General features: G+C 57.2%; 15 protein-coding genes. All 15 read left to right on the forward strand.

Annotation, left to right across the window (positions count from 1 at the left end; genetic code table 11):
* The 15 genes from CVT63_00575 (at position 1) to CVT63_00645 (ending at position 14,972) form a co-directional block, all read left to right on the forward strand.
* Positions 1-1,695, forward strand: coding sequence for a hypothetical protein (locus CVT63_00575; GenBank protein ID PKQ28801.1), 1,695 nt, complete (start codon positions 1-3; stop codon positions 1,693-1,695).
* A 153-nt stretch (positions 1,696-1,848) separates the two neighbouring features.
* Complete coding sequence (locus tag CVT63_00580) at positions 1,849-2,064, forward strand: FmdB family transcriptional regulator (GenBank protein ID PKQ28855.1); 216 nt, start codon at positions 1,849-1,851, stop codon at positions 2,062-2,064.
* A gap of 162 nt (positions 2,065-2,226) precedes the next feature.
* The gene (locus CVT63_00585) at positions 2,227-2,403 is read left to right on the forward strand and encodes a 50S ribosomal protein L32 (protein PKQ28802.1); all 177 of its coding nucleotides are present in this window, start codon (positions 2,227-2,229) and stop codon (positions 2,401-2,403) included.
* A gap of 91 nt (positions 2,404-2,494) precedes the next feature.
* Positions 2,495-3,568: a hypothetical protein gene (locus tag CVT63_00590; GenBank protein PKQ28803.1), complete on the forward strand. Its 1,074-nt coding sequence runs from the start codon at positions 2,495-2,497 to the stop codon at positions 3,566-3,568.
* Positions 3,569-3,619: 51 nt separating this feature from the next.
* On the forward strand, positions 3,620-4,333 hold the full coding sequence (gene rnc / locus CVT63_00595; GenBank protein ID PKQ28804.1) for a ribonuclease III: 714 nt from the start codon (positions 3,620-3,622) through the stop codon (positions 4,331-4,333).
* 42 nt (positions 4,334-4,375) lie between these two features.
* Complete coding sequence (locus CVT63_00600) at positions 4,376-5,395, forward strand: glucokinase (protein PKQ28805.1); 1,020 nt, start codon at positions 4,376-4,378, stop codon at positions 5,393-5,395.
* Complete coding sequence (gene smc, locus CVT63_00605; GenBank protein ID PKQ28806.1) at positions 5,350-8,784, forward strand: chromosome segregation protein SMC; 3,435 nt, start codon at positions 5,350-5,352, stop codon at positions 8,782-8,784. Before CVT63_00600 ends, smc begins: the two co-directional genes overlap by 46 nt.
* Positions 8,784-9,920, forward strand: coding sequence for a signal recognition particle-docking protein FtsY (locus CVT63_00610; GenBank protein PKQ28807.1), 1,137 nt, complete (start codon positions 8,784-8,786; stop codon positions 9,918-9,920). Before smc ends, CVT63_00610 begins: the two co-directional genes overlap by 1 nt.
* A 27-nt stretch (positions 9,921-9,947) precedes the next feature.
* Positions 9,948-10,961, forward strand: a complete 1,014-nt coding sequence (locus CVT63_00615) for a hypothetical protein (GenBank protein PKQ28808.1) — start codon at positions 9,948-9,950, stop codon at positions 10,959-10,961.
* Positions 10,962-11,383: 422 nt separating this feature from the next.
* Positions 11,384-12,715, forward strand: a complete 1,332-nt coding sequence (locus tag CVT63_00620; protein ID PKQ28809.1) for a signal recognition particle protein — start codon at positions 11,384-11,386, stop codon at positions 12,713-12,715.
* Positions 12,716-12,753: 38 nt separating this feature from the next.
* Positions 12,754-13,020, forward strand: coding sequence for a 30S ribosomal protein S16 (locus tag CVT63_00625; protein ID PKQ28810.1), 267 nt, complete (start codon positions 12,754-12,756; stop codon positions 13,018-13,020).
* 37 nt (positions 13,021-13,057) lie between these two features.
* Positions 13,058-13,288 (forward strand): RNA-binding protein, encoded by a 231-nt coding sequence (locus CVT63_00630; protein ID PKQ28811.1) that lies wholly within the window; start codon positions 13,058-13,060, stop codon positions 13,286-13,288.
* On the forward strand, positions 13,284-13,835 hold the full coding sequence (gene rimM, locus CVT63_00635; protein ID PKQ28812.1) for a 16S rRNA processing protein RimM: 552 nt from the start codon (positions 13,284-13,286) through the stop codon (positions 13,833-13,835). The genes CVT63_00630 and rimM overlap by 5 nt, the downstream gene beginning before the upstream one ends.
* Positions 13,836-13,870: 35 nt before the next feature.
* Positions 13,871-14,527 (forward strand): tRNA (guanosine(37)-N1)-methyltransferase TrmD, encoded by a 657-nt coding sequence (locus CVT63_00640; GenBank protein PKQ28856.1) that lies wholly within the window; start codon positions 13,871-13,873, stop codon positions 14,525-14,527.
* A gap of 70 nt (positions 14,528-14,597) precedes the next feature.
* Positions 14,598-14,972 (forward strand): 50S ribosomal protein L19, encoded by a 375-nt coding sequence (locus tag CVT63_00645; protein PKQ28857.1) that lies wholly within the window; start codon positions 14,598-14,600, stop codon positions 14,970-14,972.
* Positions 14,973-14,975: the final 3 nt, after the last annotated feature.

Below are 14,975 nucleotides of genomic sequence, written 5' to 3' on the forward strand. Positions count from 1 at the left end.
GTGGTTTCCTGGACCGACACCGAGATAGTAGTAGAGGTGCCCGCGGGAATTTCCGGTAAGACAGATGTCGTTGTCACAACGACGGGAGGGGCCAGCGACCCCGAGACGTTCACGGTTCTCCCGATTTCCCCCGCTCCCACTGTGACATCCATCACATGCAACGCCAGCTTCAATAACGAGACGGTTTCCATCACCAACCTCGCTGGGACCAACTTCAAAAGCGGTGCCATTGTCCGGCTCAAGAGGGCCGGACAGCCCGACATCATCGCAACGAACGTGAACGTGGTTTCATCGACCATGATTACCTGCAGATTCAACCTGAACGGCACGCAGGTCGGCACCTACACGGTCATGGTCACCAACCCCGACGGCAAAAGCGGGAGCAAAGCCAACGCGTTCACCGTAATGAGCGAGGTCGCAACCCTCGCCTGGTACCTCGCAGAAGGCACTACCGACTGGGGGTTCTCCACCTACATTACCATCCAGAACCCGAATGCGAGCGCGGTCACGGCTCTTGTCACCTACATGCCGACAGGAAAAGCGAACAAGACAGAGACTGTATCTCTTCTACCTAACTCACAGACCACTCTCACAAACGATCATCTGATATCGGTTATGGGGGGAGCAACGGACTTCTCCACAAAGGTGGAGTACACGGAAGAAAAACCAATAGCCGTGGATCGCACCATGACCTGGACTGGAAAGGGCGCCGCCTCCCCGGAGGGCCACTCTTCAGTTGGAGTGACAGCGCCGGCAAAGACGTGGTACCTGCCTGAAGGCTCCTCTAAGTGGGGGTTCGAGTGCTGGCTTCTCATACAGAATCCCAACACCACGGACGCAACGGCGACCGTCACCTACATGATAGAGGGAGAAGGGCCAAAGACGATCACACACAACGTTCCTGCCTCCTCCCGCGCCACCTTCAACATGGAAACGGATATTGGGCAGAAAGACGCCTCTATCAAGGTGGTAAGTAACCAGCCGGTAATCCCCGAGAGGGCGATGTACCGCAACAACCGACGCGAGGGCCACGAATCCATAGGGACAACAACACCCGCAACTGACTACTACCTAGCGGAAGGCGCGACAGGCTATAACGTGAACTACATAACGTACGTGCTCGTGCAGAACCCGCATGACGATCCAACTGACGTTTCTCTCGCCTACCAGACGTCCGCCGGCGAGGTTGAGGGTCCATCGTTCACAATGCCCGCCAACTCCAGAAAAACCGTAAAGGTAAACGACCAGCTCTCCCACAACACGGACGTCTCGACTCACGTGCACGGATCACAGTCTATAATCGCCGAGCGCGCCATATACTGGAACAACGGAACAGGAGAGGCGTGCCACGACTCTATAGGGATGTCATCCCCTCACACCACCTTCTGCCTCCCGGATGGGCAGACCTCAGAAGGAAGAGAGACGTGGACGCTCGTGCAGAATCCGAACGACACTTCCGTCTCGGTGGAGATCTCCTATCTCACCCCGACTGGCGCGGGCAACGTCACAAAGACAGAGACAATTCCCGCGAGATCACGCAAGACGTTCAACATGGCCGAGCACTCGGGTGTACAGGGCAGGGCCGCCATCAAAGTCACCTCAAAGACCCCGGATAAGAAGATCATGGTCGAGCGCGCCATGTACTGGAACGCAAAAGGCGCGGGTACAGACACAATTGGCGGCTTCGCGGATTAAACTTCGGGGATCCGGTCTGAATAGTTGCATTTTGCTTTACAGTTGCTGTGTCGACAGTCAGAAAATGCAACTATTCAGACCTGATCCCAGTTGCATCCTGATATACTTCCCGCGTGAAAAGTTCACGAAACACGGATGATATACGAGGTTGGCATGCCGATATATGAGTACCGGTGCAAGGAGTGCGGGACTAAATTTGAGAAGCTTGTTCGCTCGCGGGAGAAGGTAACTTGTCCGAAGTGCGGAAAAGGCAAGCTGGACAAGCTATTCAGCGTTTTTGGAGTCAAGTCCGGCGAGAAGTTCACTCCCAGCAGTGGAAGCAGTTGCGGAAGTTGCTCCAGTTCTTCATGTGCGACGTGCAACGACTAATGATTGCCCACGTCTACCGCGTAGCGGTAGACGGAAAGGTAGACGGAGCGGTAGACGGTGCCTGACCCCTGGCTTTGGCTTTGCCTGCCTTTGCCTTGACGGGCTTCTTGCTCTCAAGTACTCTTTGTGAAGTGTTTCAGTTGACCGAAGGATTGATGAAAGATGGCTGTTCCCAAACGAAAAACGTCAAAGTCGAATAGAGATTCCCGCAGGTCGCATCACGCGCTCAAGGTCGCCGTGCCCGGCAGGTGCCCGCAGTGTCATCAAGCCAAGTTGCCTCACCGGGTTTGCAGAGAGTGTGGCTATTACGACGGTCGTCAGATCTTCGAGGTTGAATGACCGCACGCATGAGCAAGCCATTTTTCGCATCCCCGCTTGATAATTCCGCGTGCCCGGCCGCGTTTAAGATGAATTCTGGAGGGCAACGCGTTTGCCTGCGATAATAGTGGTCTCCTCGCAAAATTATAGCGGCAAGAGCAGCGTGGTAGTGGGACTCGCGCTCGAGTTTCGCGACAGGGGCTTCAAGGTCGGCTATATGAAGCCGGTCGGCGCCTTCCCGATCAAGGTTGAAAACGAGAAGGTGGATGAGGACGCTTATTTCGCGCGGGGAGTGCTCGGCCTCTCCGACTCGTTATCAGATATCTCCCCTTACTTCCTAAACCGTGACACGCTAGTCAGGTACATGCGCAAGAAGCCCGAGAATCCACTTGTGAGGGTCGAGGCATCTTACAATAAGTTGTCTAAAGGCAAAGATCTCATGTTCCTGGAGGGAGCGCGGAACTTTCTGCACGGCAGGATGCTCAATCTTTCGGCGCTCGAGGTGGCTGGCGCTCTTCAGGCGAAAGTGCTGTTGCTCGACACGTTTGACGAGGAGTTGACCGTTGACAGAGTTCTCTCCGCGAGCGATTTTTTTGGTAAGTTGTTTCTTGGGGTTGTGCTCAACTGGGTGCCGCCTCGGCGCATGGAGTTTACCCGGAATCGGTTTGGCCGGTACATGAAAAGCAATGGCGTCAATATGTTTGGCTCTATCCCGGTGGATAACGCGCTTCGGTCGATAACGGTCAATGACCTCGCCGATGGGCTTGATGGCAAAATAGTATCCGCGAGGGACAAGGGCGACGAGCTTATCGAGTCGATGATGGTAGGGGCGATGGGTCAGGAGCAGGCGTTGCGGCTGTTTCGAAAGCAAGCGAACAAGGTGGTCGTGACGGGTGGGGATCGCTCCGACATCCAGCTTGCCGCGCTGGAAACACCAACTAAATCGCTGGTCTTGACCGGGGGACATATGCCTGACTCGCGTGTTCTGAATCACGCCGAGGAGATTGGCGTGCCTGTAATTCTGGTTGATTATGACACCGCGACCACCGTTGAGATGGTCGATGCGGTGATCGGACGTCAGAAAGTTCACAACCTGGAAAAGATAGAGCGGATGCGTGGTTTCATCAGGGAGGGGCTTGATCTCGACCTGATGCTCGAGCAAATCGGGATCGAGGCGCGCGGATAACCTCAGATCAGCGCTCATCGGCGCATAAAAGTTATTGAAAGGCTTTTCTCTTTGACCGAGATCGAACACGTGTTAAAAGCAGTTGAGGATCTTATCGGATACACTTTCACCGACCGCTCTCTCCTTGCGCAATCGCTCAGCCACAGGTCGTACGTCAACGAAAATGGAAGGCCTTCTATCGAGTCCAACGAGAGGCTCGAGTTCCTGGGCGACTCGGTTATCGAGCTTGCCATCACGCGCGTTCTCTTTGAGGATTTTCTGGATTATCCCGAGGGTGAACTGACAAAGATCCGTTCCGCGGTGGTGCGCGCCGCGGCGCTTGCCGAGGCCGCGGAACGGCTTGGGCTCGGCGACTATATTTTGATTGGAAAGGGAGAAGAGTCGAGTGGTGGCAGAAAGAGGCAATCTATACTCGCGGACACCTTTGAGGCGGTGGTTGGGGCTCTCTACTTGGACGGTGGCTTCGACGTGTCGTGCGGCATGGTGATTTCATGCCTGACCCCTATTCTTCGCGATATCGTGGAGTGGGGCTCAAGTGATTTCAAGAGCGATTTGCAGGTGTTTTCCGTCAAGCGCATGGGGCTGATGCCCAGGTACGGGATGAAGGAAAAGGGGCCGGACCACTTCAAGACTTTTTATGCGACGGTTCAAGTGGGAGACAGGAAGTTCGGCCCGGTGGCCGGCGCCAGCAAGAAAGAAGCGGAACAGGGCGCGGCGCGGGTCGCGATTATAAAACTCGGCTGGTCCTCCGGCGGGAAGCACTAGAAAAGGTAGACTGCGCTGAAACACGAGAAGGACGGTTTATCCATGGTGAAAAAACGCAAAAAAGAGTCTGACCCCTTTTTGCGTTGCGTCATCGGCGCGGACGCGGGTGGCACCAAGATAGCGGTTGGCGCCGTCGATGCGACCGGTTGTGTAATCCTCAGGCAGGAAACGCCATCACCTGTGCGCGATGGCGAGCGAATGGTCGCGAAACTCATGGATCTCATCAAATCGTGCGTTCACGCGGCGCGCGGTGAGGGTTTTGAAGCCGCCGCGGTCGGCATCGCGGCGGCGGGCTATATTTTGCACGAGAAAGGCGTCCTGCTGGAATCGCCGAACATCGCCTGGTCCATGGCGCCGCTCAAGAAGATATCACGCGAAGCGACGGGCCTGCCGTCGTTCCTGGAAAACGACGCTAATGCCGCCGCGGCTGGTGAGCATTTCACGGGGGCGTGCAGAAGCGTGGACGATTTTGTCTATCTTACCCTGGGCACCGGTGTTGGTGGAGGCGTATATATAGATGGAAATATCTACAGGGGGCATAGAGGAACCGCGGCCGAGCTGGGCCATATGGTGATCGACCCGAACGGGCCGGTTTGTGGTTGCGGCCGCCGTGGGTGCCTGGAGATTCTCGCGTCGGGAACCGCGCTCGAGCGGGAAGCGGCGGAACTGTCATCAGGTTCGGACAATTCGCTTCTGCTGGATATGTGCGGTGGCGACACGTCTCTTATTACCGGCGAGATGGTCTCCGCAGCCGCGGAAAAGGGAGACCCAAAGGCGCTGGAGGCGTTCAAGCGCGTTGCGTATTATCTTGGCCTTGGCATCGTCAATCTCATTCACGTGTTCAATCCGGAGATGGTGGTTCTGGGTGGTGGGGTCGCGCGGTCGGGCCACCTGCTGTTAGACGAGCTCGACCTGGTCATTGCCGAGCACGGCATAACCGTTCTTGTCGAGAACACGACCATAGTTCTCTCGACTCTCGGTGGCGACGCCGGCATTGTGGGGGCCGGAGCTATCGCGTGGGAAGGAATCAAGAAGGGGTTAGATTGTTTCTCAGATCGCTGACTATCAAAGGCTTCAAGTCCTTCGCCAGAAAAACCGTGCTCGAGTTCGAGCCTGGCATGACTGTAATCGTTGGCCCGAACGGGGTAGGTAAGAGCAATATCGCCGACGCTGTCATGTGGGTGCTGGGCGAGCAGAGTCCCACGTCGCTTCGCGGCAATCGCATGGAGGACGTCATTTTCGCCGGCTCAATGAGCCTCAAGCCTGTCAACATGGCGGAGGTCTCGCTGACGCTCGATAACTCCAATAATGATTTTCCGCTGGATTATTCGGAGGTGGTCATATCTCGCAATGTCGTTCGCGGCGGTGACAGCGAGTATCGCTTGAACAACAGCCCGTGCAGGCTTCTCGACATTCAGGAACTCCTGTCGGACGCGGGAGTTGGACGAAGTGTCAACGCGGTCATCAGTCAGGGACAGCTTGACGAAGTTCTGTCGTGCCTTCCCGCGGAGCGGCGGAATTATATCGAAGAAGCTGGGGGGCTGCTCAAATATCGCAAGAGGCGTGAGAAGGCGATGCGAAGACTCGCCCGCATGGATGAGGAGTTTCTCAGAATAAACGACGTGGCCCGCGAGGTACGGCGCGCGTTGCGCCCGCTGCAACGTCAGGCGGGCAGGCTCGAGCAGTACACGACAGTGGTTGGAGAGATGAACGAGACGAAGTTGAGGTTAGACGTTGCGCGTCTTCGCGCGATGCGCGTGGAGCACCAGGGGCGCCAGGATAAGCGGGAGGAGTGCTCACGGCGGCTGGGGGAGATTGAAAAGACGCTCCGTGAAAAAGCGGCTGAAGCCTCGATGCTCGAGAAGGCGCAGTCGGAGTGGCAAACGCGAGAGGGAAGTTTGCGCGGCGGGCTGTACAGGCTCGTGTCGCTCCACGAGCAGTTGAAGGTCATGCTGTCGCTTGCCGACGAGAAGTTCAGGCGGTTGAAGGAGGAGGACGCGGTGCCGCCGGCGGCGCTCGAGCAACTCACCGCCGAGAATCTGGCGCTTGATCGATCGCGCGCCGCGATCCTCGAGAAGCTCGAGGAGTTGAGGAAACGCGAGACGGAGCTTGAGTCAAGCGTTTTGAAAATCAACAGCCACCTGAACGATCTTGCCAGGCGGAGGGCTACCATCGAGGCGCGGCTCGAGGTGCTTCGAGAGAGCGAGCGCGAACAGGCCGATCTTGCGGAGAAAGCGTTTGCCGAGAAGAAGGCCGAACTCGCGCGGCTCACCGGCGAGCGCGCCACGGCGGAAAGCGAGTTTGCCATTCTTCGAGAGCGGGAATCACTTGCTCACTCGAGGTTGGATGAGCTCTCTTCGAGTCTCGAGTCCCTTGACGCCGGGAGCGCCGGGGTGATGGATCAGTTGCGAGAGGCCGAGCGGCAACAGGCCGGCCTTGTCGCCACACTGAGTATTCTTACGCGGTTTGAAACCGAGACGTGTGGACCGGCGAGCGTGTCGGCGGCGTTGATCGATAGTGACCCGACCGGCGGGCGCCTTGAAGGAATGCTTGCCCCCGATTTGAAGATAGATCCCTCACACGAGAGCGCGATCGTCGGATACCTTGGCCCATGGCTTTTTGGAATAGTCGCCTGCGACACGAACGCTATCGTCGTCGCGATAGAGCATCTCAAGAAAAAAGGTCTCGGGCAGGGCCTGTTTTTCAGGCGCGGTGGCGAAGAACCGTCACATGAGCGCTCGAGCCCGCATGTTGAGGGCGCCGCGCGCGCGAGGGACGCGGTCGAAGCGCCTGATAGGTTTGGCGATGCTCTGGATGCCCTGCTGGACGGAGTGTATCTGGCGGATGACCTGAAATCCGCCGTCAAGCTTGCCGGGCGTTATCCGCAACAGACATTTCTTTCTCCCGCCGGGGATGTCATTGCGCCAGGGGGAATGATAAAGGGCGGCAGCCCGACGGTGAACCCAGCCGTAATTGATATGACAGCGGGCAGACGGCGACAGCTCGAGGATTCTCTCGAGGATTTGAGCGAGAATATCAACGCTCTCGAGTTGCGGCGGAAATATTTCACCGATGAAACAAGCCGCGCGAAAGCCGAGCTTTTGGATGCCGGGAGCGCTTTCTCAACCGCAAGAGACGCGCTCAAAGAAAAAGGCTTGAGGAACACTTCGCTTACCGCGCGTATCGAGGCGTTGAAGGCGGACGTGGAAGGATGTCACAAAACGCCGGCGGCGGCAAAGGGCAGGTCGCAGGTTGATCAAGCGCAACTTGAGTCTCAAGCCGGGACGTTGATTGATGAGGAACGCCTGGCCACGGCCGAGCTTCAAAAATGTGAGAGCGCTCACAGCGCGCTCACCAGGGAGGCGCGCGCCGCCGTTTCGGAGATTGCCACGCTCGACAGGCGGTTGGAGACAGGCCGCGTCAAGGAGCGCTCCTTGCGCTCGAGGAAACAGGGCTGCGTCCTCCATGCGATTGACGAAGATGATCTTGCCAACATTGTCGCGTTGCGCGATCGGCTTGTCATGCTGCTCGAGGCGGCCAGAGAACGCGCGAAGCGCGGGCTCGACGAAGGCGTTTTGAAGGAAAAGGAAGCTATGAATAGCGCGCGCGCTTTGCGCGGGGCGATTGACGGCCTTCAGGCGGAACGCGAGTCTCTGCGTGATCGGATGCACGCCGAGGAACTATCGAACGCCGAGATGAAGGTCAGAGTTGAGCAACTGGTGGATCGCATTGTGGACGACCACAAAGTTCCACTTGAATTTGCGCTCAAGCATTATCCTGATGAGGCGCCGATGGGTGAGCTCGAGGCCAGAATAGAGGAACTGACGCGGCAACTCGAGGCGATAGGGCCGATAAATCCCAAGGCGATAATAGAGCGCGAGACGCTCGAGCAGCGCAGTGATTTATTCAAGACACAGATAGATGATATCGAGCAGGCCCGCGCGCAGTTGAAACGCGTTGTTCATCAGGTGGATCGGGAGATAGAGCAGAAGTTCAGTGATACGCTTGACGCCATCAACCATCACTTCAAGGAAATCTTCATCACGCTTTTTCCGAACGGCGACGCGGAACTTCGCCTGACGGACCCCGACGACCTTTTGGGCACTGGAGTAGAAATCATGGCGCAGCCGGAGGGCAAGCGGTTGCGAAGATTATCACTGCTGTCGGGTGGGGAGACGTCCATGGCGGCGCTCGCGTTTTTTTTCGCGCTCTTCAAGGTGAGGCCGAGCCCGTTTTATTTTCTGGACGAGGTCGAGGCGGCGCTCGATGATGTGAACCTGCACAAGTTTCTGAATCTGGCGCGTGAATTCAAGGGCGAGTCTCAGCTCGTGCTCATTACGCACCAGAAACGTTCCATGGAGATCGCCGACATTCTTTACGGCGTGTCCATGCAGGACGACGGGATGTCAAGGGTCATCTCCCAGAAAGTGGAACAAAAGGCGGCTTCCTGATGGCAAAAGGTAAAAAGAGGTTGAAGGCGCCGGGAGAGCGCAGGCCTGGCCCGAGACGCGCGCCTTCCGCGCCTGAGGACGGCGCCGCGACGATGGCGGCCCGTGAATCTTCTTCCTTCGACGCGCGCCGGGCGGTTTCGACAGAAGATCTTTCAGAGCCGAAAGAAGATATCTCTTTTGAACTTGACGGTGTCGGCGAGGAAGAAGAGCTCGAGACGCCGGTCGAAGGGCAGGATGAAGAGAAGCAGAAGTACCGCCGCGGCATGTTTCGCTCGCGAAGATTTCTCTCAAAGCCTTTTGTGAGGGCCGCGACGCGCAAGGCGATCGATAGTGAATTCTGGCGCGAAACCGAGGAGGCGTTGATAGCCGCCGACACGGGAGTCGCGTGCGCCGCGGAGATCGTCAAGGGCGCGAAGGACAGGATATTCTCCGCGGGAATAAGAGACCTCGAAGGCTTGAAGGATGCTTTCAGGGAGGAGGTCGCCGAGACAATTCGCTCGTTTGGCGCTTCCCCAGAGTTTGGCCTGGCGCGTCCACACGTAATTTTTATAGTTGGCATAAACGGCGTCGGCAAGACTACCACTTCGGCAAAAATCGGATATCTGCTCAAGGAACGAGGACACAAGGTCATCTACGCCGCGGCTGACACGTTCAGAGCGGCTGGCGACGAACAGATGGAGATGTGGGCGCACAGGGTCGGGGCGCCGGTTGTCCGTCACAAAACCGGCGGCGATCCCGGCGCGGTGGTTTTTGACGCTATCGAGTCGGCGCGCGCGCGCGGCATCGATTTCGTAATTGTGGACACGGCGGGCAGGCTGCATACCAGAAAGAACTTGATGGATGAGCTGGCAAAGATGTGGAGGGTCGCCGACCGGCAGATAGAGGGCGCTCCTGAGAGCATTCTGGTCATAGACGCCACTACCGGCCAGAACGCCGTAACTCAGGCCCGCATCTTCAGTGAGGCGTTTGAAATTGGCTCGATCGCGCTGACCAAGATGGATGGTAGCGCGAAAGGCGGCGTGGTGCTGGCGATCGGACGAGAGCTTGGGATACCCGTGTCTTACATCGGATGCGGTGAGGGGCTTTCGGACTTGCGGCCATTTGACTCGGATGAGTACGCCCGCGCGCTGTTTTAGCCTTGCAAGAGAGAAAGGAACGGTACTATGCATTTTGACTTGAGGTTCTGGGAAGAGTTGCTTACCCCCGGCGAAATCGTAGAGAAGGCGCTCCCATTCTTGACTGAATTCTCGGCTTCTGTGGCGGTCGCAATGCATCCCGCTTCGCTTACGCGCAAGAACGCGAACGCCTTCAAGAAGCTCAAGGAAGCCGGGATCGAGTTCGCTTTCTGGCCGCTGATGGAAAAAGAGCGCGGTTACTGGCCGTGCGAGCGCAACATTTCCACGTACGCAGAGCTGGTGCGGAACCAGCTCGAGTGGGCCGAGCGGAACGGCATCCTGCCCGACATGGTAGCAGTGGATCTGGAGATGTCTCTCCTGCAGGTCCAAAAGATAATGTCGGCTACGAGCCCTGTGAAGAAACTGAGAGTTGCGCTTTCTCAAGTGTGGGATAACCTGGATCGCGAGCGCTACTATAAGGCCAGGGGGCGCCTGAGTGAGCTCAACGACGAGATTCAGGATCGCGGGATCAGAACGCTCGCGGCTGTGCTCCCATGGGTGGGCCTCGAGCTCGAGTGGGACGTGGAATTGATCCAGGACATGGTCGAGACACCGGTGGCGGGTATCAGTTGGGACGTGATCAGCCCGACAGTGTATGTGAGCATGATCGCGGCGATGTCCGGTGGAACGATAACCCGACGCGACGCCAACTGGCTCGTCTATGAAAACTGCGGAATGCTGCGCTCTAAATACGGTGGCCGCGCTGGAATATCGCTTGGCGTGACCGGGGTGGGCGTCCTGGAGGATGAGCCGACATTTGATTCACCGGTTGATCTCGCGGTCGGTCTTGAAGCCGCGCTGGCCGCCGGTGTCCGGGACATCAGCATCTTCAGTCTCGAGGGGATCATCTCGAGGCCTGATCCGCGCGAATGGTTTGAGGCGATCAAGGCCGCTACCCCTCGAGTGCCTGAGAGGTCGAGAAAGATAGCCGGCGGCCTCACGGCGGCCCGCTGTGTATATCCACACGTGGCGCGCCTTGTCGATTGGTACAGGAGAGTATAATCAGTCACAAAGGTATAATTCCGCAAGCGTCCAAAGTTTAGTATGTACGGTCAATGACTGGAAAAGGAGGAACGATGGCTGAGGGTTACTGTGTGAAGTGCAAAGAGAAAAGAGAGATAAAAAATCCCGATGAAGTCGTAATGAAGAACAAGATGAAGGCAATGAAGGGCACCTGCGCGAAGTGCGGAACCAAAGTGTTCCGTATCCTCGGCAAAGCATAGCTCTCATCAACAAGTGAAAAACGCATAACGGGGTCAGGCACCGTCTACCTCTCCGTCTACCTTTACTGCGTAGAGGGGTCTGGCAACGTCTACCGCGCAGCGGTAGACGGTGCCTGACCCCTGGTTGCGTGGTTGCGGTAGACGGAAAGGTAGACGGTGCCTGACCCCTGATCTGATCTGCGTTTTTTTAGAGGAGAAACGATGTTTGAGAGTTTGGGCGACCGGTTGCAGGATGTGTTTGCGAAACTGCGCTCTCGCGGGAAGCTGTCCGAGAAAGATGTGGACGTGGCGATGCGCGAGATACGCCTCGTGTTGCTGGAAGCCGACGTCAACTTCAAAGTAGTAAAGCTGTTTGTCGATCGTGTGCGAGAGCGCGCTATCGGAGAAGAGGTCGTAAAGAGTATCACCCCCGCGCAGCAGGTGGTGAAAATAGTTTACGACGAGATGACGGAAATCCTCGGCGGCAAAAAGCGGGAGCTCGAGTTCGCGCCCCACCCGCCATCGATCATCATGCTCGTCGGGCTCCAGGGAAGCGGCAAGACTACAGCCGCGGCAAAGCTGGCGGTGTTGTTGCGCAATCAGGGCAGGAACCCGATGCTGGTGGCGGCTGACGTTTACCGTCCGGCGGCGGTCGAGCAGCTTCAGGCTCTTGGGTCGCAAATAGGCGTTCCGGTCGCGTACTTCAAGCACAAGAGCGCCCTCGAGATCACCGAGGAGGCTGTCCGTGAAGCGGCGCGGGCGGGCAACGACGTACTGATACTCGACACCGCCGGCCGCCTGCACATCGACGAAGAGATGATGCAGGAGCTCGCGGATATCAAAGATTCAGTGTCGCCGAGCGAGACCATGCTGGTGGTCGACGCGATGACCGGTCAGGACGCGGTAAACGTCGCGAACGCTTTTCTCGAGAAAATAGGCTTCGAGGGCATCCTTGTCACCAAGATGGACGGCGACGCCCGCGGTGGAGCGGCGCTCTCGATGAAGTCCGTGACCGGCAGGCCAATCAAGTTCGCGTCCACCGGCGAGAAGATGAACGATATCGAGGTTTTCCACCCGGACAGAGTCGCTTCACGCATCCTGGGCATGGGAGACGTTGTCACTCTGGTTGAGAAGGCCGAGGGGTTGATGACCGAGGAGAAGGCGCGCAAGATGGAGGAGAAGCTGCGCAAGCAGAAGTTTGACTTCAACGACTTTCTGGATCAGATGCAGCAGCTTAAAAAGATGGGAGGCCTCTCCAAGGTTCTCGAGATGGTTCCTGGAATGAGCGGGCTCTCCCGCGCGCAAGGGATCAATGTGGACGACAACCATCTGAAAAAGATCGAGGCCATCATTCACTCGATGACCAATGAGGAGCGCGCCCATCCCAACATGCTCAACGGAAGCCGCAAGCGTCGCGTCGCGGCCGGCAGCGGCACGTCTACGCAAGATGTGAACCAGCTCACCAGGCAGTTCGCGCAGATGCAGAAGATGCTGAAAACGTTTTCGGGCAAGGGAGCGAATATGGGCGCTCTCAAGCGGCTGTTTCCTTTCTAGCCAACAGTTGCTAAAATAATAAAATCAAAGGAGGAGTATTGGTTAGAATAAGATTGAGGAGAGTGGGAAAGAAGAAGCAACCGTCCTATCGAATCGTGGTCGCGGACTCGCGCGCGCCGCGGGACGGCCGGTTCATCGAGAACCTCGGCTTTTATGATCCCATGACTGAACCATCGACAATAGAGCTCAATGGCGAGCGGTCGCTTTACTGGCTCGGGCAGGGCGCGCAGCCATCGCGACAGGTGCAGAATCTAATGAAGATCAAGGACGTGTGGGAGCAGTTTCAGAGTTCCAAAAAAGAGTAGCGGTATCCCGTGCGCGTTAATAGATGGAGGCTCGACAGTGAAAGATCTCCTTGAATACCTTGCCAGGGCGTTGGTTGATAATCCTGATGACGTCCATGTCGAAGTGATAGAAGGAGAGAAGTCCGTCATACTGCAGCTCAAGGTGCATCCTGACGATATGGGAAAAGTCATCGGCAAGCAGGGCAGGATCGCGCAGGCGGTGCGAATGCTGGTCAAAGCGGCTGCGGCCAGGCAGGGAAAGAACGTAATGGTAGAGATATTGGATTGAAATTGGATTGAACAAAAACGATGTCGCGCCGGGCGGCGATGATCTCCTGGCGGTTGGAAAGATAGTGAAGCCTCACGGGATTCGTGGGGCTCTTGTCGTAGAGGTTCTGTCGGATTGGCCCGAGCGCTTTGCGCCCGGAAGCAAATTGCTCGTCGAGGTCGGGAATCAGGAGTTCCGTGAAGTAACCGTCGAGTCAGCGGCGCCTTACGGCAAAGGCATGCGCGTATTTTTTTTCGGGGTGACAGACCGTGAAGCCGCTCTGAATCTTCGCGATCTGTATTTATTGGCGCCGGCGAGCAATGCGGCCCCACTGGCGGAGGGAGAGTACTGGGCACACGACCTCAAAGGCATGAAGCTGGTCGAGGAGGATGGCAGCGAACATGGCGAGGTCCTCGAGGTGGTGTGCCGCGCCGCGCAGGATCTGCTGATGGTGACCGCCGCTGATGGCACGGAGTTTGGAGTGCCGCTCGTGTCAGAGTTTATCAGGGGCGTTGACATGGAAAAGAGAGTTATCACAGTGAACCTGCCGAACGGAATGGCGCCTTGACTGTTTGCGCGCACGTGTTTTGCGTGCTGCCGGAGATGCTCCTCTCGCCAATGGCCGCCGGAATCCTTAAAAAGGCCGTTGACGCGGGGGCGCTCGAGGTTCGCGTTCATGACCTGCGCGCGCTTTCTCCCGACCCGCATCACAAGGTAGACGACTGTCCGTTTGGCGGCGGACCCGGGATGGTGCTACGCGTGGACGTGGTTGCGCATGCCATGCGATGTGTTTTTGGCGCCGACGCGGAAAGCTTGCGCGACCGCTTTCCTGTCATCTTGCTTACTCCACAGGGCGAGCGTTTCGACCAGGGACGCGCCCGCGCGCTTGCTCAAGAAGAGACTCTGGTTTTTATCTGCGGCAGATACGAAGGTGTGGACGAGCGCGTAAGAGAGCATATCGCCGGCTCTGAGATTTCTCTTGGAGATTTTGTGCTTTCTGGAGGAGAGATAGCGACCGCGACCATTCTTGAAGCGGTGGCGAGGCTTCTGCCGGGCGTTCTCGGCAACGAGGAAAGCCTGAAGGAGGAATCTTTTTCCCGTGGTCGCCTCGAGTGTCCGCAGTACACGCGACCCGCGGAGTTCCACGGTTGGAAGGTGCCAGACATTCTTGTAAGTGGCGACCACGGCCGTATTGGCAAGTGGCGGCAGGAGCAGGGACTCGCGCGTACTCGCGAGCGTCGGCCTGACTTGCTGGAGTGATATCTGATAGCTAACCGGCTCTTCTGCTATAGTTTATCGAGTTCTTGCGTACGATGATTTGGAGAAGAAGATGAATGAGATAGAGACAATCGAGAGAAGCCAGCTTCGAGAGGACATTGTCGAGTTCCAGCCTGGCGATACGGTAAAGGTGAAAATAGAGATCAAGGAATCCAGCGGTGTTGGAGAGAAGCGCACGGTGCGTACGCGCACACAGGCGTTCCAGGGGCTTGTCATCAAGCGTCAGGGCGCGGGCGCTCGTGAGACTTTCACTGTGCGGAAGATCTCCTTCGGGGTTGGCGTCGAGCGCACGTTCCCGGTTCATTCGCCGATAATCAAAGACATTCAGATAGTCCAGGAGGGCGATGTCAGGCGGGCGAAGCTCTACTACATCAGGGACAAGGTCGGCAAGGCCGCGCGCGTCAAGAATAAAAAAATCAAGAACTGACAT

The organism is Candidatus Anoxymicrobium japonicum (assembly GCA_002843005.1).
In the GTDB taxonomy this organism is placed as follows: domain Bacteria; phylum Actinomycetota; class Geothermincolia; order Fen-727; family Anoxymicrobiaceae; genus Anoxymicrobium; species Anoxymicrobium japonicum.